15 protein-coding genes are annotated in these 19,481 nt (G+C 65.5%); 9 read left to right on the top strand and 6 right to left on the bottom strand.

All coding sequences use genetic code 11. From position 1 onward, the window contains the following. Positions 1-112: 112 nt before the first annotated feature. From C1A30_RS34195 to C1A30_RS34185, 3 genes are all read left to right on the top strand, one after another. Entirely contained in the window at positions 113-325 is a 213-nt protein-coding gene (locus C1A30_RS34195) for a hypothetical protein (protein ID WP_101952591.1), read from the top strand. 190 nt (positions 326-515) lie between these two features. Further along, positions 516-1,067: a PadR family transcriptional regulator gene (locus C1A30_RS34190; RefSeq protein ID WP_101952590.1), complete on the top strand. Its 552-nt coding sequence runs from the start codon at positions 516-518 to the stop codon at positions 1,065-1,067. Between the two features lie 3 nt (positions 1,068-1,070). After that, positions 1,071-3,080: an NADPH-dependent 2,4-dienoyl-CoA reductase gene (locus C1A30_RS34185; protein ID WP_101952589.1), complete on the top strand. Its 2,010-nt coding sequence runs from the start codon at positions 1,071-1,073 to the stop codon at positions 3,078-3,080. Here C1A30_RS34185 and C1A30_RS34180 read toward each other — a convergent pair. Beyond that, positions 3,077-3,397 (bottom strand): hypothetical protein, encoded by a 321-nt coding sequence (locus C1A30_RS34180; protein ID WP_142392708.1) that lies wholly within the window; start codon positions 3,395-3,397, stop codon positions 3,077-3,079. The genes C1A30_RS34185 and C1A30_RS34180 overlap by 4 nt on opposite strands. Before the next feature lie 166 nt (positions 3,398-3,563). Here C1A30_RS34180 and C1A30_RS34175 point away from each other — a divergent pair, with 166 nt between their 5' ends. Then, a complete protein-coding gene (locus C1A30_RS34175; RefSeq protein WP_101953097.1) occupies positions 3,564-4,124 on the top strand; it encodes a YceI family protein in 561 nt (186 codons plus the stop codon). Positions 4,125-4,146: 22 nt separating this feature from the next. Here C1A30_RS34175 and C1A30_RS34170 read toward each other — a convergent pair whose 3' ends face one another. Further along, positions 4,147-4,608, bottom strand: a complete 462-nt coding sequence (locus C1A30_RS34170) for a DUF2231 domain-containing protein (RefSeq protein WP_101952587.1) — start codon at positions 4,606-4,608, stop codon at positions 4,147-4,149. Between the two features lie 71 nt (positions 4,609-4,679). Beyond that, the gene (locus C1A30_RS34165) at positions 4,680-7,259 is read right to left on the bottom strand and encodes a bifunctional FO biosynthesis protein CofGH (protein WP_101952586.1); all 2,580 of its coding nucleotides are present in this window, start codon (positions 7,257-7,259) and stop codon (positions 4,680-4,682) included. A 253-nt stretch (positions 7,260-7,512) separates the two neighbouring features. Between C1A30_RS34165 and C1A30_RS34160 the strand changes: the two genes are divergently transcribed. Next, on the top strand, positions 7,513-8,481 hold the full coding sequence (locus C1A30_RS34160) for a hypothetical protein (protein WP_142392707.1): 969 nt from the start codon (positions 7,513-7,515) through the stop codon (positions 8,479-8,481). 3 nt (positions 8,482-8,484) lie between these two features. Here the strand turns inward: C1A30_RS34160 and C1A30_RS34155 are convergent, their stop codons facing one another. Both C1A30_RS34155 and mshB read right to left on the bottom strand, forming a co-directional pair. After that, the gene (locus C1A30_RS34155; protein WP_200828504.1) at positions 8,485-8,898 is read right to left on the bottom strand and encodes a hypothetical protein; all 414 of its coding nucleotides are present in this window, start codon (positions 8,896-8,898) and stop codon (positions 8,485-8,487) included. Between the two features lie 115 nt (positions 8,899-9,013). Beyond that, positions 9,014-9,898 (bottom strand): N-acetyl-1-D-myo-inositol-2-amino-2-deoxy-alpha-D-glucopyranoside deacetylase, encoded by an 885-nt coding sequence (gene mshB / locus C1A30_RS34150; protein WP_101952584.1) that lies wholly within the window; start codon positions 9,896-9,898, stop codon positions 9,014-9,016. Positions 9,899-10,631: 733 nt separating this feature from the next. Between mshB and C1A30_RS34145 the strand changes: the two genes are divergently transcribed. From C1A30_RS34145 to C1A30_RS34130, 4 genes are all read left to right on the top strand, one after another. After that, positions 10,632-12,419: a hypothetical protein gene (locus tag C1A30_RS34145; protein ID WP_101952583.1), complete on the top strand. Its 1,788-nt coding sequence runs from the start codon at positions 10,632-10,634 to the stop codon at positions 12,417-12,419. Positions 12,420-12,508: 89 nt separating this feature from the next. Continuing rightward, positions 12,509-13,744 (top strand): chloride channel protein, encoded by a 1,236-nt coding sequence (locus tag C1A30_RS34140; protein ID WP_101952582.1) that lies wholly within the window; start codon positions 12,509-12,511, stop codon positions 13,742-13,744. 409 nt (positions 13,745-14,153) lie between these two features. Then, a complete protein-coding gene (locus C1A30_RS34135; RefSeq protein ID WP_101952581.1) occupies positions 14,154-15,455 on the top strand; it encodes a hypothetical protein in 1,302 nt (433 codons plus the stop codon). Between the two features lie 104 nt (positions 15,456-15,559). Beyond that, positions 15,560-17,140, top strand: coding sequence for an LCP family protein (locus C1A30_RS34130; protein ID WP_101952580.1), 1,581 nt, complete (start codon positions 15,560-15,562; stop codon positions 17,138-17,140). On the opposite strand, the gene C1A30_RS34125 is transcribed toward C1A30_RS34130, so the two are convergent. Beyond that, positions 17,141-19,009 (bottom strand): ABC transporter family substrate-binding protein, encoded by a 1,869-nt coding sequence (locus C1A30_RS34125; RefSeq protein ID WP_101952579.1) that lies wholly within the window; start codon positions 19,007-19,009, stop codon positions 17,141-17,143. It abuts the gene before it with no gap. Positions 19,010-19,481 lie beyond the last annotated feature (472 nt).

Raw genomic sequence — 19,481 nt, 5'->3', positions numbered from 1 at the left:
TTGGCCGCATTCAGCGAAAACGGACATTTTCAGGAAGAAGCGGCAATTGTCCAGACGTTTAACCAGATGTTAATCACTTAGGTCTGCCTAAGTCGTATACAAGGAGTCAGGAATGAGGAAATTCGCCCTCGGCCTGGCCAGCGCTGGCGCCTTCGCGGCGATCACCATCGGTTTGGCCGGCCCTGCAATGGCGTCGCCGGACTACGTCGTCCCCGGTCGAGACGACGCGTACACCAGGCAACCACTGTCGACCACGGACCGGCCGGTCGACAGCGCGGTGCAGATCAACTACCCCGCCGTAGGTGACGATTTCAGCTGGCGCTGACGATCACCTGCGGGCACATCACGGGTTCCACTACTTAGCTCAACTAAGTCCGTCGACTGCTCGGTGCGCGTCAACTCGGGCGGCACCGACGTCCACGTGAACTGGTGCTGAGGTGACGATCCGCGGCCTATGCGCTTGATTGCACTGCAACAAGTTGCATAGCGCCGCGGATTCGTCTTAAGCTCCCCTCGTGGCCCTGCCCCACGCGATTCTGGTTTCGCTGTGCGAACAGGCTGGCTCCGGTTACGAGCTGGCCCGCCGATTCGACCGGTCCATCGGCTACTTCTGGGCGGCGACCCATCAGCAGATCTATCGCACCTTGAGGGCGATGGAGGACGACGGGTGGGTGAGCGTCACTCCGGTCGCGCAACAGGGCAGGCCGGACAAGAAGGTCTACACCGTCTCCGACGCGGGACGTGCCGAACTGGCGCGCTGGATCGCCGAACCGCTGTCGGGGCGCGGTAGTTCGGTGGCCGACAACCGCACCCGCGACATCGCAGTCAAGGTGCGTGGCTGCGAATACGGTGACGTCGACGCGGTGCGCGCTCAGGTGGCTGCGCTGCGCGCTGAGCGCGCCGAACTCCTCGACACGTACCGCGGTTTCGAGAAGCGGCAGTTTCCCGACCCGAAAGGGCTGTCAGGGGCCGCCCTGCATCAATACCTCGTGCTGCGCGGCGGTATCCGCGCAGAGGAAAGCGCCATCGACTGGCTCGACGAAGTCGCCACGGCATTGAAGGGTTGATCGATGGCTTATCCGAAGTTGTTGTCGCCGTTGGACCTTGGCTTCACCACCCTGCGCAACCGGGTGGTGATGGGGTCGATGCACACCGGCCTCGAGGACCGCGCCCGCGACACCGACCGGCTCGCCGAGTACTTCGCCGAACGCGCCCTCGGCGGCGTCGGCCTGATCATCACCGGCGGCTACGCACCCAACCGCACCGGCTGGCTGCTGCCGTTCGCCGCGCAGATGATCGCGACCTCCGATGCGCGCCGCCACCGCCGGATCACCCGACCGGTGCATGACGCGGGCGGCAAGATACTGCTACAGGTGCTGCACGCGGGGCGCTATGCCTACCATCCGTTTTCGGTGAGCGCCTCGTCGATCAAGGCTCCGATCAACCCGTTCCGGCCGCGGGCGTTGAGAGACGTCGACGGCACCATCGACAACTTCGTCCGGTGCGCAGTGCTCGCCCGCGAGGCCGGGTACGACGGCGTCGAAATCATGGGCAGCGAGGGCTATCTGGTCAACCAGTTCCTCGCGCCGCGCACCAACAAGCGCACCGACGCATGGGGCGGCAGCGCGCAGAAGCGCCGCCGCTTTCCCGTCGAGATCGTCCGCCGCACTCGCGCCGCCGTCGGCGAGGACTTCATCATCTGCTACCGGATGTCGATGGCCGACTACGTCGAGGACGGTCAGAGCTGGGACGAAATCAGTGCACTGGCAACCGAAGTCGAGGCGGCGGGCGCCACGCTGATCAACACCGGCATCGGCTGGCATGAGGCGCGGGTGCCGACCATCGTCACCTCGGTGCCCAACAGCGCCTTCGTCGACATCAGCAACGCCGTGGCCGAACACGTGACGATCCCGGTGATCGCGTCCAACCGGATCAACATGCCGGAAGCCGCCGAGCAGATCCTCACCGACGGCAACGTGCAACTGATCTCGATGGCGCGTCCGCTGCTGTCCGATCCCGACTGGGTGCGCAAGGCGGAGGCCGACGCGGCCGACGAGATCAACACCTGCATCGCGTGCAACCAGGCCTGCCTCGATCACGCCTTCGTGCACAAGACCGTGTCGTGCCTTCTCAATCCGCGGGCCGGCCACGAGACCACCCTGGTGCTCGGACCGACGCGACGCGCCAAGCAGGTCGCCGTCGTCGGCGCCGGCCCCGCCGGACTGGCGGCCGCCGTCACCGCCGCCCAGCGCGGCCATCGGGTGACACTGTTCGAGGCTGGCGACGTGATCGGCGGCCAATTCGATTTGGCACGAAGGATTCCCGGCAAGGAAGAGTTCGCCGAAACGATCCGCTACTACACCCGAATGCTCGACAAGCACGGCGTCGACGTTCGACTTCGCACCCGCGCCACGGTGGACGACCTGGCGGATTTCGACGAGGTGGTGCTCGCCACCGGTGTGTCACCGCGGATGCCCGATATCCCCGGCATCGACCACCCGATGGTGCTGTCGTACGCGGAGGCCATCACGGGCAAGCCGGTCGGCAAGAGCGTGGCGGTCGTGGGCGCCGGCGGCGTTGGTTTCGACGTGAGCGAGTTCTTGGTCACTGACGACTCACCAACGCTCAACCTCAAGGAGTGGAAAGCCGAGTGGGGCGTGGCCGATCCGCAGGAGGCACGCGGCGCGCTGACCACCCCGCTCCCGGCGCCACCCGCGCGTGAGGTGTATCTGCTGCAGCGGACCAAGGGGCTGCAGGGTAAGCGGCTGGGAAAGACGTCGGGCTGGGTGCACAGGGCCGCGCTGAAGGCCAAAGGGGTGCAGCAACTTTCGGGCGTGAACTACGAACGCATCGACGACGACGGGTTGCACATCAGCTTCGGGCCCGATCGCTCCGACGTGCGGCTGCTTGCGGTCGACAACGTGGTGATCTGCGCGGGTCAGGATTCGGTCCGCGACCTCGAAGAGGGCCTGCGCCGCCGCGGTATCGAGCCGCACGTCATCGGTGGGGCGGCGCTGGCGGCCGAACTCGACGCCAAGCGCGCCATCCGGCAAGGCACCGAGCTGGCCGCCCGGCTCTAAGGGGACGGACTCGAGCTCGCCGGGTTCTCCGGACACGACAACTGGACGTGCACCGTCTGAAACTCGCCGGCGTTCAGGGGCTCAGCGACGGTGGGATAGATGCCCAGCACATGGCAGTGCCTCTTGAGGTTCTCGTCCATATAGGCGATGTCCCGGTCGAGGCCGTTGAGCATCACGTTGTAGCCCCAGTCCTGCAGCTGCTCGATGACGTCACCGGCGTACGTGCCGAGATTCATGATGTTGTCGGCCTGTGCCGCTGCCGGGGCCAGCAGTCCCGCGGCGGCGACCGACATCGCGACAAGCGCCTTTCCAATCATCGAAGTTCTCCTTTGAACCCGAGCTGAACTGACGGTGAATGCAAGGTTAACGCCAGCGTTAATTCTGACGCGCCCAAACGCGCCGGGGAATGGATTCGGACTACAGTCCGTTTAGTTTCGTCGAAGGTGTCGGGAAGGCCGACGCCACTAGGTGAAAGAGACGCACATGACCTCGACTTCTGAAGCCACCGCGACCAGCCAGCTCGGCGCGGGGACCTGGGCCATCGATCCGGTGCACTCCTCGATCAACTTTTCGGTACGCCACCTGATGGTGAGCAAGGTTCGAGGCCGCTTCGAGAAGTTCAGCGGCGCCATCGTGGTGGCGCAGGACGGCACCCCGTCGGTGACGGCCGAGATCGCGGTCGACTCGATCAACACGAACAACGAGCAACGTGACGGGCACATCAAATCGGCGGACTTCTTCGAGGTCGAGAAGCACCCCACCGCCACGTTCCGGTCCACCAACGTGCGGGCCAACGGCGACAACTACGCAGTCGACGGCGAGTTCACGCTCAAGGGCGTCACCAAGCCGGTCACCCTTGACCTCGAGTTCAACGGCGTCCACCCGGGTATGGGCCACGGTGAGGTCGCTGGTTTCGACGCGTCAGTGGTGTTGAACCGCAAGGACTTCGGCATCGACATCGAGATGCCGCTGGAGACCGGCGGCACGGTCGTCGGTGACAAGGTCACGATCACGCTGGAGATCGAGGCGGTCAAGCAGGCCTGACGATGCGCGGGCCGGTGGGGCGTCAGCCCTGCCGGCCCCACACCGCCTCCGCGCCGGCGTCGCCGATGCGCACCACACCGACGATCGACGACACGCCGACGGCAATCGCCAAGACGGCGACGATCGCCGACAGGGCGGTCCTCGGCTTGTCCGATCTGCTTGTCAGCCAATGCAACACGGCGAGCGCGACGGCCACGACCAGCAGGCCGATGGAGAAGTAGATCATCCAATCAGCGCGCTCGGCGTGCTCCTGCAGGATCGGGCTCGGCTGGGCCTGTTGGTCGTAGAGCCACTCCCCCGCCTCGGTGGTCAGCGGCGTCAGCACCAGCGTCACCGCGGCGAACGCCAGCACCAACCACACCAGCCGTCGGCGCGCCGCAGGCCACACCGCGCACAGCATCTCGAGCAGCGCGGTCAGTGGCGCAAGCACGACGATCGCGTGCACAAGCAGCGCGTGCGCGGGAATACCCGTGATGGTGGTCATTACTCTCCTCGGCGTCGGTTCCCCATTTATACGTAAGGAACCGGCCGGCTAGTTCACGATTGCGCCGAGAATCACGCCGCCAAGGGCGCGTATGTCGTCGAACGCTGGCGCGCGGGCCTGCCGATGCCCGCGGCGATGTCGACGAGTTCCTGCACGCTCTTCGCCGAACCGAACTCCGATCCGGCCATCCGGGAGATGGTCTCCTCCATCAACGTGCCGCCCAAATCGTTGGCGCCACCATTGAGCATCACCTGCGTGCGCTCGACACCCAGCTTCACCCAGCTGGTCTGGATGTTGGAAATCCTGCCGTGCAGCATGATTCGGGCCAGCGCATGAACCGCGCGGTTGTCGCGGTGTGTGGGCCCCGGCCGCGCCCCGCCCGCCAGATACAGCGGACTGCTCTGATGCACGAACGGCAACGGCACGAACTCGGTGAAGCCGCCGGTCTGGTCCTGGATCTTGCGGAGCACGTTGAGGTGCCCGACCCAGTGGTGCGGTTGGTCCACGTGGCCGTACATCATCGTCGACGACGAGCGCAGTCCCACTTCGTGTGCGGTGGTGATGACCTCGATCCACATCGACGTCGGCAGCTTGCCCTTGGTGAGCACCCAGCGCACCTCGTCGTCGAGGATCTCGGCGGCCGTCCCGGGGATGCTTCCCAGCCCCGCTTCGTGCAAGCTGGTCAGCCACTCCCGAATCGAAAGTCCGCTCTTGGTAACGCCGTTGGCGATCTCCATCGGCGAGAACGCGTGCACGTGCATCGACGGGACACGGTCCTTGACCGCGCGCACCAGATCGGCGTAACCGGTGACCGGTAGTTCCGGGTCGATACCGCCCTGCATGCAGACCTCGGTGGCGCCCGCGACGTGTGCTTCCCACGCCCGGTCGGCCACTTCGGCCGTCGACAGCGAGTACGCGTCAGCGTCGCCCTTGCGTTGGGCGAACGCACAGAATCGGCAGCCGGTGTAGCAGATGTTGGTGAAGTTGATGTTGCGGTTGACGACGAACGTTACGTCGTCACCGACGGTGTCCTTGCGCAGTGAATCGGCAAGCGCCGCAACGGCGTCCAGTGCCGGCCCGTCGGCGGTGGCCAACGCGAGGTACTCGTCGTCGCTGCAGCCTGCCGGGTTGCGCTCCGCCGAACGCAGCGCCGCCAACACATCGGTGTCGATGCGTTCGGGCGCGCGCGCCGCCAGTTCGTGCACCTTCTCGCGGATGGACTCCCAGTCGCCGAACGCGCTGCCGAGGTCGCTGCGGGTGGCGGTGAGACGGCCCTCGGAATCGATCGCCGAATGCAAATCGGTGCGGCCCAACGACTCTGCGGCCTCGTCGGGTTCCTGCCATGGCCGCCCCACCGGATTGACGTCGAGGGCCAGGCCGGTCTCCGGATCAGCGAGCGCGTCGACGTGTTCGCGCACCCGCGGGTCGATCCACGCCGCGCCCGCCTGGACGTACTGCGGTTGCGCGGTCAGCCGCTGCACCAGGTCGTAGCCCGCCTCGGCGGTGACGGCCGAAAGTTCGTCCAGCGCCGGCCAGGGCCGCTCCGGGTTGACGTGATCCGGCGTCAACGGCGACACTCCGCCCCAGTCGTCGACACCGGCGCCGATCAGCGCCAGGCACTCGGCCCGCGACACGAGATTCGGCGGCGCCTGGATGCGCATCTTGGGGCCCATCACCAAGCGGGTGACCGCGACCGTGGCGACGAAGTCGTCGAAGCCGGCGTCAGGCACGCCGGCCATCGCGGTGTGGTCCTTGGCCCGGAAGTTCTGCACGATCACTTCCTGGACGTGACCGAACTCCTTGTGGGACTGGCGAATTGCGTGGATGGTCTCGGCGCGCTCGACGAGTGTCTCGCCGATTCCGACGAGCAGTCCGGTGGTGAATGGGATCGACAACCGGCCTGCGTCGGCCAGTGTGCGCAACCGCACCTCGGGGTCCTTGTCCGGACTGCCGTAATGCGCCAGGCCCTTGGTTTCGAACAGCCGCCGCGATGTGGTCTCCAGCATCATGCCCATCGACGGCGCGACCGGCTTGAGCCGTGACAACTCCGACCACGACATGACGCCGGGATTCAAATGCGGCAGTAGCCCGGTTTCTTCGAGAACCCGGATCGCCATGGCGCGCACGTAGTCCAGCGTCGAGTCGTAACCGCGTTCGTCGAGCCATTGCCGCGCCTCGTCCCACCGCGCCTCGGGGCGGTCACCGAGGGTGAACAAGGCTTCTTTGCAACCCAATTCGGCGCCGCGGCGGGCCACGTCGAGGATCTCGTCGGGCTCCATGTACATCCCCATGCCCTGTGCGCGCAGCTTGCCGGGCACCGTGACGAAGGTGCAGTAGTGGCAGGTGTCCCGGCACAGGTGGGTGACCGGGATGAAGACCTTGCGGGAATAGCTGACCGGCAGCCGACCGGTGTCACCGCGCCTGCCCGCAGCCTCCAGACCCGCGTCGCGGACGCGCGCGGCGCTGGCACACAGATCGGCGAGATCCTCGCCGCGGGCGGTCATCGCGATCGCGGCCTCGTCGACGTTGAGTGCGACACCGTCGCGAGCCCGTCGCAACACACGTCTCAAGGCGGCAGGAGTGGGCGCGCTCGATTTCGGGGGGACCACCGGGCTGGGCAGATCGGCGCCGCGCTGGGGGTTCAGAGCCACTCCCGTGTAACCCCACGGTCGTCGAAAATCATCCGCAAGTCTCACATTCTGAAACCACTGCGCCGAACATATCGGCCACAGTAGTCCCAGTCGGGCGCTGCGTTGCGGCCCCGCCCCCGACACGTTGCTCAATATCCCCCGATCTTGTTGACACGCGCGTAAGTTGCCGTTTGGTCCAGTAGCTGCAGTAGCTGGAGGGGGAGTTCAAATGGGGATTTCGTTTCGCTCAGTTCTGACGATTGGGGTCGCGACCGTGACCGCCACCGCTGTCGCGTTCGGTCCAGCCGTGCAGGAGCCGACGCCGGCCGCGCCACCCGCACCCGTCATTGCGGTCAGGTCCGCGCCGGTCGACCTCGCGGCGCAGGTGCAGCCCCTCGCGGTGACGGACCTGCCGAACCTTCTGGTGGGCTGGGTGCAGCGATTCATCGTGCCGCCGAGCGCAAGCAATCCGTTCCCAGCGCCGCCGTCAGGTCCCGGGCCCGCACCGCAATCAGTCACGGGCACGCTGGAATGGGCCTATCACGCAATCGAGCCCTGGGTGCGGTACGGGTTCCAGCTGGCGACCTACGCCGTGGGCTGGGTCCCGTACGTCGGCTGGTTGTCCGGCCAGATCATGATCTTCTACAACTTCGGTGAACGCATCGTCCACGCGATCACGCACAACACGCTGGACTGGCTCAGCGGCAACGGCAACTTCCTGTTCAACCTGGGCGAGGGCATCGCATGGACCGTTGATGCTTTCATCCAGTTGGGCATCGACGAGTGGAACTTCTTCCTGCCGCCGCTGCCACCTCTGCCACCCTTCCCGTTCGCAGCGACGGCGGCGACGACCGAAGACGTGACGACGCTGGCGGCGGACAACACCACGCAGCTCAAGCAGAAGCGCGACGCGGTCAAGGGTGAGGATGGCGTTGACGTGACTGAACAGGTTGGCGATGCCGTCGAGGAGGCCGGCGTCGAGGTGGTCAAGGCACCAAAGGCGCCCAAGGAGCCGAAGCCACTCAAGGCGCCGAAGCAGACGACCGAGGCGACGACGACCCAGACCGAGGACAGCGAATCCAACGAGGGCTCCACGGGCCCCAAGAAGGCCACGCCCCACGAGAAGAAGCCGAACGAGAAGAAGGCCGACAAAGGCGCGAAGGCGGGAGCGGAGTCGTCGACCTCCGACAAGGACACCACCGGCAAGAGCGAGACGAATAAGAAAAAGAAGGGCGACGAATAACCCTCAGGCGTCCTGGCGCACCCGCCGCCACAGCAGCAGGGCGGGCGGCAGCGCGCCCAGCACGATCAGCAGCAGCGGTGCGAATTCCATGACACCGACGCCGCCGAACACGATGTCGTCACCGGGGCCGCCGAAGGTCAACCCGGCGACGGTCAACAGCCAGCACCACAACGGCAGTGCGGCCAGCCGCGGTGACTCGGTCCATTGCATCGCCGCCCAGACGAGAGCGGCGTTGACGAACCCACTGATCAGCGCGCTCACCGGAAACGGCACGACACCAAGCCGAAACTGAAGGAGGAACGCGGCCGCGACGGCCGACAGGACGCCGTCGATTGCGAGCAGCGTCAGGACGAGGGGACGCAGCGGCGTCAGGTGGGAATGCTGTCGAGCAGTGAGACGAGCGACCCGACCACCCACTGGAAGCTATCGGCGCGGTCCTGCCAGTGCTGCAGGTTGGGATCCATGTCCGGGTCCATTGCCCTCCCTTTCACACGTGAGCAGTTGACGGGCAGCTTACCGCGAGCCCGTCGCGCTATTCCAGATTCAACCCGGCCAGCAGGTCGGTTTCCCAGCCGCGGTCGTCGCGCTCCCCTGGGGTGCCGGCGGCGAGGATGTAGTGCTCGACGGCGCCGATCGGCAGCGCGATGTTGTTCGACAGCGCGCACGACCGTCCGTCGGGCGCGACGGTGACCTGGGTGGCATGCGCACGCAGGGCCGCGACCTTCGCGGGATGGTGGTCAGGCACGTCGATGACGGCGTCGATGGCGTCGTCGGGGTAGCCGAACGGCAGGTCGTCAACGGACACCCGATGCCACTCCGATGGTGCGTCGCCGAGGGCGTTGAGCCCGTCGGCCATCGCGGACGTGGCGATCACGGTCCAGTACATCTTGGGCACGGTCCAGGGGGTCCCGGCGAACTCGTCGCCCCCCGAAGCGGCGACCGCAGCGACGGTGATTTCATGCGCACGAATGTGGTCAGGATGCCCGTAGCCGCCGTTGGCGTCATACGTAACGACGACGTGGGGTCTAAGTTGCCGAATCAGCGCGACGAGTTCGCCAACAACCTCATTCTTGTCGGCGTCGACGAACCGCTGCCAACGCCGCGGCGGGGTGCCCTCCATCCCCGAATCGCGCCAGCGTCCCGCACCGCCGAGGAAGATCGGTTGCGCGATGCCCAGCGCGCGCAGGGCGCTCGTCAACTCACCGATGCGGTAGCCGCCCAACTGATCGGCGGCGTCGACGGCCAGGTACGCATAGCGGTCGCCGATGACTTCACCCTCTTCGCCGAGGGTGCATGTGACGACGTGAACCTCGGCGCCACGTGCAGCGTAATGCGCAATCGTGGCACCGGTTGTCAGCGTTTCGTCGTCTGGATGGGCGTGCACGAACAACAGGCGCGGGGTCTCCTGAGATGGCATCGATAGTCACGCTACCGGCGGCCGGGCGGGCCGCGACGGGAGGTGTCGATCTGAGCGCGACCCGAGGTGACGTCAGGCCAGACTTGAGATGGCAGTTGGCCCATGACACCGCTGCGACGGGGTGACTGCTGCGGGCGATTTGGACTCGCTGCGACGTTTGTTGACACCGCGCGTTGTCGAGTCGGTGGCGCCCGTTGTGGTTGCTGCGTTGCTTCGCGGACGTTGCCAGGGTTGCGAATTACGGTACAAAGTCAAAGAACCAAACTGCGGTCGGACAATCCAAATTGACATAGACGTCAGTTAACTTTCCGTGCGGCCCCTGACAGGCTCCAGCGACGTTGCCGAACCGTTACATGTGAGGCCAGGGGACCCGATGACTCTAGAAACAGTCGGCAATCCTTCACGTCTGGGCGATAGACGCGGCCCGTCCGACAGCAAAGTAACTGCGGCCCGAACCAGCATGTTATTGACGTCTCCAGCAATTTAGTTTCAGCTAACTCATTGACGGGCTTACTAAGCGGCTTCGGTCGAACGGACTACTTTGCATAGGTTCGCTAGTTTTAATTTGCTAAACTACAGGTATGGCAAGTCTGACCAGCTAATTTTCGGCATTCAGCCAGCTAATTTTGTTTGCAAGGAGGACGGCAAACCGCGGTACGAACCTGAGAATCAGATGAATTTTGTGGCATAGGTTCCTGTGTGCGGCTCACTACTGCTCAGCTTTGGAGGAATCATGCAGCTCGCACTCAAGCCCTACGTCACGACCGGCGTAGCAATCGTCGGCGCCAGCGTCATCGCTGTCGCACCGATCGTGCCGACGCCGACCGAGATCCAAGTCCCGAACCCGATAGCGGTGGTTGACCGGGGGGTCCAACTCACTGCCAACGAGATCGAGAATGCGGTCAACCAGCTCATCTTCGCTGGTACCAGTCTCGGTGTGCGCCTTGCGACGTTGCCTGCGCCACTGGTTGCACAACTGCTGGGCGTATCCACGGAGGAAGCTCAGGCAATATTGGCGCTTGGCGCGGTGGGCCTCGGCGGACCGCTGATCAGCGGCCCGGGAGCGATCGGCCATGCTGTTCAGGACGTCGTCAACAGCCTCGGCTCATTCAACCTCGAGGAACTCATCAACACCCTGATCGGTGTTCCAGGCACTATCCTCGACGGCTTCGTCAACGGCGGGTTCGGGCCCGACCTGTCTCCCTTGCTGGCCGAGGCCGTAGCGGGACTGCTCAGCCAGATGTTGGGACAAATGATCCCACCCGAAGCGATTGGAACCGTCTTGTCCGGAGGACTCATTAATCCTCCGCGCCTCCTCAACCTAATTCCGATTCCCCCGCTGGACGTCGTCCTGCCCGGTGTCATTCCTACGATTCAGGGCTTGGTAGACCGGCTCTTGGGCTCGTTCGGTGGCGCCGACATGCTAGCTGCTTCGCCTCTGGCGGCACTAACGCCAGTCGAGACGGAAGGACAGATCGAAGGCGCGGTCAACTTCCTGCTGTTCAACCTGGTCGCGAGCCCGATCTTCAACGTCACCAAATTCGTGGGATCCCTGCTGGCGCCTCTGATTGGCGAGGAAGCAGCCCTGGTGTTGCCCATTGCCGCACTGGGACTTACTGGACCGTTGATCAGCGGCCCCGGGTCGATCGGCACCGCTCTCCAGGACGTCGTTGATTCGCTGGGCTCCGGCAACTTCGCAGGTGTTATCAACCAACTCATCGGTGCTCCGGCCACCGTCATCGACGGCTTCGTCAACGGCGGCTATGGACCGGACCTTTTCCCGCTCGTCAGCGAGCTCTTGCCCGCTGCGCAGGCAACGACAGTGGCGGACGCCGCACTGGTGCTCCCGAAGGTCTTCGCCGGGGGAATCATCCAGAACCCCGCCTTCTTCTATATCCCGGAGCTGGGGGGAGTCGGGTTGAACCTCCTCAACGGGAACGTGATACTCCCGGCCGTCATCCCGACGATCCAGGGACTCGTCAGCCGGGTCTTCGGTCTGCTTCCAGGCCTTCCAGGCGTCCAAGCCCCGGAGGAAGCGACGGCACCAGAGACGTTCCGCGCCTCCACCTTCGACGCAACCGACACGTCGAATAAGAACCTCGTCACGCTGGACGTGGCGCCAGGTTCCGGCGACGAGGGCAAGGGCAAAGGCAACTCGGGCAACACGCCGGGCGGCCCGGTCGCGAAGCTGACTGCGGGCACACCCGCAGAGGGCAAGGTGCCGCCCAAAGTCGAGGACATCAAGCAAGCCCTTGAGGAGACTTCCCCCGGACCCCAGCTCGGCAAGGAAGTCTCAGAAGCAGCCAAGCCTGACAAGGCGACAGGCAAGCCCACCGTCACCACCGACGCCACCGCAGTCGATACGACCGACGGGAACAAGGTCGTGCCGGAAACGACGGGCTCGGACAACGCAGGGAACGGCAAGAAGAAGGGCGGAGGCGGTTCCAATCCGGTCGGTTCTGCCATCAGCTCAGTCGCCAAGAATCTCGCCGGCGCGGTGAGGGGCGCGCTCGGCGGGTGACCGAGACGACTAGGCAGATATAGCGCCGCTCACGAATCGGCCCCCTCTTCCGCCCGGAGAGGGGGCCGATCCACATATACATTCAGCTCGTGTCCCGGCGCACCCTTGAGTTCGGCTGCGGGATCGTCATCGTCGGCCTGCTGGCCGGTGTCGCCGGCGCGGCCACGACGCTGTTATTGCACGCCATCGAACACCTCACCTACCACTATTCGTTCGGCAGCCTGCTGACCGGCGTCGGCGGCAGCAGCCCGGTCCGGCGCGCCGTCGGACCGATGATCGGTGGCGCACTGGCCGGTTGCGGGTGGTGGCTACTTCGGCGACGCCGCGAGGTGCCCGGCCTGACCGAGACCATCAAGGGTCACCGCGCCGTGCCACGCGTGCCGCTGTCGATCGACGCCGGCCTGCAGGTGCTGTTGGTCGGATCAGGCGCGTCGCTCGGCCGCGAAGGCGCACCCCGCCAATTTGCCGCAGCGCTAAGCGATTTCGGCACCACACGATTGACTCTCACCCCGCGCGACCGCGAAATCCTGCTCGCCTGCGCGGCCGGGGCAGGCCTCGGCGCGGTCTACAGCGTGCCCCTCGGCGGCGCCCTGTTCACGGCCCGCATCCTGCTCGGCACCTGGCATCCGCGAGCGCTCGGCGCCGCACTGATCACCTCCAGCCTCGCGGTCGCGGTGGCCTCCCCCGTCACCCATCTCGAGCACGCGCTGACGTGGCCGGACGCCACCCTCTCCTATCTATTCGCCTTCCTGGCCCTCGTGATCGCGCCTCTGGCGGCCGCGGTGGGCTTGGCCTTCAACTGCGTGATGGCGATTGCGCGGCCCAACGTGCAGTTCAAGTCGTGGGTGCTCATCCCGTCGGTCGCTGCCGCCGGGCTGTTGACCGGCATCTGCTCGATTTGGTGGCCGGAACTCCCCGGCAACGGACGAAGCATCCTGACCGTCAGCGTCAACAGCGGTCTGACTTTGGGTGCGGCCGCGATCATCTTGCTGCTGAAGCCGCTCTTGAGCGCGCTGTTCTTGCGCGCGGGCGCCGTCGGCGGCCTACTCACGCCCGCAATGGCGACTGGCGCCGCCGCGGGATCACTTGCCGCCCTTGCGTTAAATCAGTGGGCGGGCACCGAAATCCACGTCGCCGCTTTGTCATTGACATGCGCCGCGGGCGTCCTGGCGATCACGCAGCGGGCGCCCTTGTTCGCGGCCCTCTTCGTCTGGGAACTCGCCCGCCCGCCCTACTGGCTGCTCGCGGTGTTCGCCATCGCCGCATACGCCTCGCATGGACTACGTCTGCTCCGCGAGCGACACACCGCAAATCCGCCCGCTTGATTCGTCTCCGGCCCGGCAAACGAGCCGGCGTGGATTTGTTGCGTTGTCAAGGATTGCTGTGGCTGTCGACCGTTCGGATGACACATCGATTCCGCGCCCACCCGCGGGCAAGCTGCCGGCAACGTCACCCGATTCTGGCGGACACATGTATGCCGAGGTTTGTCGGATTTTCGGAAAGACTAGCTAATAAACAACGTTAATGGCATGTCTCGACAGATCACAGAAAAGCACTTACCCAGCCTTCGAATTACTTTGTTAGCCCCACCCGCGCGGACCCCATTAGTCCAGCTACTGACCACTATCTACCAGGAAGCTGTGAGTCACAAATAATATTTCGAAATGCGGTATTTGGCGCATTACTTCTGAGTAAGTTTCGAATGCTATACCTACTGCATTTTGAGGAGATGCTATGCAAGGTGCCACTGTTCGTCGTCCTTATCTCAATGCGGGGATCGCCCTCGTCGGAGCAAGCGTCATCGCGGTCGCTCCCCTCGCGCCAGCGCCGCCGCACATCTCGCTCCCAGACGTTCGCTCGGCCGAGGTCGCACTGTCCGCGGCAACGAGCCCTTACGGACAGCTGCTGGAAAACACGGTCACCAACATCAACGAGCTGTACCAGAGAGCTTTCGCGCACGGAGTCGCGCCGATTCTGGCGCAAGTCCTGGCCAACCAGTCGACCCTGATCACTGAACTCGGCCGGGCGCTGGAGGGGTCTCTACAAATAAGCAATCCGGGCAGCATTCCAGCGACGCTGCAGAATGTGCTGACTCAATTGCGCGAGGGCCACATCCAGGACGCGGCCGAGGCCCTTTCCACCGGCATTGTCCTGGGCGCGCTCCCGTTCGCGGGGCCGCTTTTGCAGCCGCTGACGAACTTCACGAAGGTCGTCGATCAACTGCCAAATGTCGTGCTGGCCGCCAGTCTCGGAGTGTTGCAGCCGCCGCTGGCGTTGCTGAACGCTACGGGACAGGCCCTCCAGGGCGTCGCCGATGCCGCGGCAGCCGGCAATCCCGCAGCCGTCGTCAGCGCCATCGTCAACGCGCCTGCCGTCATGCTGGACGGCTTCATCAACGGCTACGCGCCGACCCAAATCGGCGGTTTGTTGTCGCCGATGTCCGGCCCCCTCGGCCTGGTGATCACCATCAGGGACATGATCCTCGACGCGATCACGCCGCCGGCACCACCGGCCGCGGCGACGACGACCGCCGCGACTGACGAAGTGACCTCGACGAAGACGGCGGCCGCCAAGACCGTCACCCTCGACGTCGCGCCGGCAACCACCGCCAAGTCGACGGACACCTCGACCAAGGCCAAGGCGACCGACACCAAGGACGAAACGGCCGCCGATGACTCGACAACCGCGACGTCCAAGGACGAAACGACCGGCAAGTCCGCCACGTCGACGTCGTCCACCGAAGCGAGCTCGTCGACCGAGGCAACCGACAGCGCACCCGCCGATGACACGACGTCCAAGGGCGACACGGCGACCAAGGGTGACACCGCCACCTCCAAGGGTGACACCACCACGTCCAAGGGCGACACCACTTCCAAGGGCGACACCGCGTCCAAGGGCGACACCACGTCCAACGCCAAGGGGTCCGACACCGATGCCACCTCAACGGCCAAGGGCGACAACACCTCGAAGAAGTCCGGCGCCAAGAAGGCCTCGAGCGCGAAGTCGGCTACCGCGAAGGCCAGCAAGAAGAAGTAGCCATTGAAGATCGAGTCGGCCCCCTCCGCAAATGGAGGGGGCCGATTACGTCGTCGCCGTCCTCAGTCTCCGCTCAGGAGCCGCCGGGATAATCCCGATCTGTTATGAGTCGACCAGCCGTTTCGGGGTGGGAAACCGAGCCGATCCCGCCAGTGGCAGGGCCACGGCACCGGCTTCCGAGTGCGCGCAGCAGGCGCCGAGCGCTCGTCACCGGCCGAGTGCTGGGCGCATTGGCCGCTGTGGCCGCTTTGGCGGTGACGGCTGCGGGGTGGAGCGGTTACCGCAATCTGTCCGGCGGCATCACCACATCGCAGGCCCTGGTCGGCGCTCCCGCGTCTGTCGGGGGCGACGAGAACATCCTGATCATGGGATTGGACAGTCGCCTCGACCAACACGGCCAGCCACTGCCCCAGGACATCTACGATGCCTTGCACGCCGGTGACGAAACGGTCGGCGGCTACAACGCCAACGTGTTGATCCTGCTGCACTTGTCGGGCGGCGGCGCGAACGTCAGCGCGGTATCGGTGCCTCGCGACGACTACGTCGATCTGCCCGGCTGTCCCAGCGGGGTGTGCAAGGGCAAGGTCAAGCAGGCCTACGGGTTGGCCTATCAGCAGAAGATGGACTCGCTGAGCGACAGCATCGCCCAGTCCAGCCGCGAGCAGACCGCCCGCGAGGCGGGCCGCAAAGCCGAGATCAACACCGTGCGCAAGCTGTTGGGTGTGTCGATCGACCACTTCATCGAAGTGACCCTCGGTGCGTTCTTTCAGATAGCACAGGTGGTGCAACCCATCACCGTGTGCCTCAACGACGACACGTCAGACAGCTACTCCGGGGCGGACTTTCACCGCGGCGTCCAACAGATCAACGCCGCGCAGGCCATGGCGTTCGTGCGGCAACGCCGCGACGCGAACGACGAATTGTTCACCGACATGGATCGCACCCGCAGGCAGCAGGCGTTCATCGTCTCACTGGTGACCGCGTTGCGGCACGGCGGCGCACTGTCCAATCCCGCCGACCTGAGAAACCTGCTGCAGGTCGCCGAGCAGAACATCGCCGTGGACGACGGCTTCGACCTCGCCCGCTTCGTCGACCGGGCATCGTCTTTGACCGACAGCCGCCTGACCCTGTACACGCTGCCGATCAGTGAGTTCGGTCAGAACTCCCAAGGCGAAGACGTCAACATCGTTGACGTGCAAGGCATCCGGCAGATCGTGCACAGCCTGTTCACCGATGGTACGACTCCACCCACCCCGACCCCGAGCCAAAGTCCTTCTGCCCCAGCAACTCTCGACGTCGTGAACGCCACGGACCACGACGGTCTCGGATCGGCGATAGAGCGCACGTTCGGCACCGACGGGCTGATCGCCGGGACGGTGTCGACGGCAGATCAGTTGGCGGACACCAGCACCATCGCCTACGGCGCGGGCGCCGACGATGCGGCCCGCACGCTGGCCGACCGGTTGCAGGTCGCCGCGACCGCCTCGGACACCGTTGCGCCCGGCACCGTGCAACTGACCATCGGCGCCGACTTCCCCGCCGATCAGTACATGACCGATTCCAGCCCGACGGCCACCACCGCGACACCTGTCACCACCGTCGACGCGACAGCCACCGGCACCAAGGCACCCGCACCCACCGACCTCACCGAGATGGTCGGGACGAACACTCCCTGCGTGAAGTGATCACTGCGGCGCCTTGACCCACTTTCCGGCGTCGCCGACGATGCCCACCGGCACCGCTCCGGTCAGGCTGACGTTCTGCACGCTGGGCCCTGCCGCGACGATCGTGGTGTCCTGCAGGATCGGCAGCACGGTCGACATGTTCCACAGCCGTGGTTCGACGGCGTCGATCACTTCCCCGATGTCTTCGGTGCCGTCGAGCGCGGCGTCGATCTTCGGCTGAATGCTGCGGTCGCAGATGCCGGTGATGTTGCTGGGGGCTTGGACGAGCGCACCAGATTCGGGGGCCGGGGCGGGACTGGTCTGGGTGGCCGTGGTACCCGGCTTCTGCGGCGTCGATGACGTACTGGTCGGCGACGGTGACAACGGCGTTGTGCCAGGCGTCGCGGTGGAGACCGCCGTCGCTTCCAGCGCCGGACAGCCGTAGCGCGACGCCAGCGAGGTCGCCAGGTCGCCGCCTGCCTGATGCCAGCCAACCACCGCGTCGACCCGGTTGTTGATCAACGCATCGCCGTACAGCACCACCGGATCCAACGCCGACACCGACGCGGCGATGCCGACGTTGCGAAGTTGGTCCGCCGCGGTGTTGGCGACCGCGACCGCGGTCGGATCGTTGGCCGCCACCCCGAGCACGAGCGTCAGCGGGACACCGTCCTTGGTGATGCGGCCGCGGTTCTCGGGTGTTGGCGTGCCCGGCGTCGTCGGCGCGGTCGTGTCGATCGGCTCGACCTGATAGCCCGCCTCGGCCAACAGTGCCAGCGCGGCCTCCTTGGTCATTGCGGGCGGCGCGGTCGGCACATAACCCGGGTCGGACGGCGAGCGCACCTGCGCCTGCGCGAGCGTGACGGTGTTGTCGTCGCCCGCACCCACCGACGCGAGCAAGTCGACGTCGAGCAGGCCCAGAATCGCTTTGCGCACTTGGGAATCCGAGAGGGCGGGCTGCTGGGCTCGCAACGTCAACTGCATGACGCGCGGGGTGACGATGCGTGCCGTTCGCACGTCGGGGATGGCCGACAGTTGCGCGAACGCCGCCGCCCCGCCGTGCACCTGGGCCACCTGAGTATCGCCGTTGCGGATCGAATCGGCCAACGCGGCGGGAGCGCCGCCGCGACGGAACAGCACCTGGTCGGGTTTGGCGGGTGCGCTCCAGTACCGGTCGTTGCGGGCCAGCAGGATTTCGTCGCGCTGGGGGTCGATGCTCTCCACGCGGAACTGGCCGCCGGTCACCGGCAGCGCCCGTGCCAGGCCCGCCGCGAATCCGCCGGGCACGTCCTTGACGATGTGGGCGGGCAGGATGTTGTTGAACAGTTCACGCCAGGCCGGATAGGGCTGCGAGAACGTCACCACCGCCGTCTTGCCGCCGTCGATCGACTGCACACCGGTGATCAAGTCATAGCCTGCCGGGTCGACGACGCCGGGTTGGCTGACCATCTGGCGCCACAGGTACCAGAAGTCGTCGGCGGCGATCGGGGCGTTGTCCGTCCACGACGCCTCCGGCCGGATCTTGTAGGTGACGGTGAACGGGTTCTGGTTGCTCACCTCGGCCGACTCCAACAGCGTCGTGTCGAGTTCCCAGCGAGACCCGGTGGGTGAGTTGGGATCCGGTACCGGCCGGAACGAGCTGGGCAGCACCAGCGAGCTGATCGAGGCATTCACCGGCGACTGGTCGGACAGCAGATGCGGATTGAAGCCGGGACCGATCGAATCGATGGCCATGATGATCTGCGTCGCCTTGGCCGGAGGAGGCGGCGTCGACTGACTGGTGTCGGTGCTCTGCGGCGCCGGCGGCGGGCTGACGGTACATCCGCCCACCAGGGTCACCAGCGCGGATAGCGCAGCTATGACGCGTAGGGGCCCCGGCACGGTGTTCAGGGTATCGGGAGGGCCGAAGGCCGCAGTTTCTGCGACGCTGGGAACGCTGCTGGGTCACCCCATCAGAGAGCCCCGCAGAAGTGGCAGCAGGTGCCATCCGATTGCGCTACTCGAGGGACGGCGAACCATCAGAGTCGATTCGGGCGCGCAGCTGTTAATCCTCTTAGTTTGGCTGAGCCCGGGCGCAAACCCTCTCGGCCCTGTTCGAGAGACAGGGGTCCGGCGGCGAACATCAAGATCAGCCACTGGCGGCTAGATCGCCGAGCTGAGCTAATAAACGACACCGCCTGCCATTTGTTGTCGAGCTGGGCTATGGGCGTAGCTACGCAATGGGCGTCGGCGTTTGCGACGATTTGTCAAGCTAATTGCTTTTCTTGGGTACCAGCTACGAACAGCGAGTTTTCCGTGAGGGGCACCGTCATTGCCAGAGTTCAGGCCCATCTATAGCGCACCTATTAGTTTGCGGAAATCG

Source organism: Mycobacterium sp. 3519A (assembly GCF_900240945.1).
Classification (GTDB): Bacteria; Actinomycetota; Actinomycetes; order Mycobacteriales; family Mycobacteriaceae; genus Mycobacterium.
The sequence above is the reverse complement of the archived record's forward strand: the minus strand, read 5'-3'. Positions and strand labels throughout refer to the sequence as shown.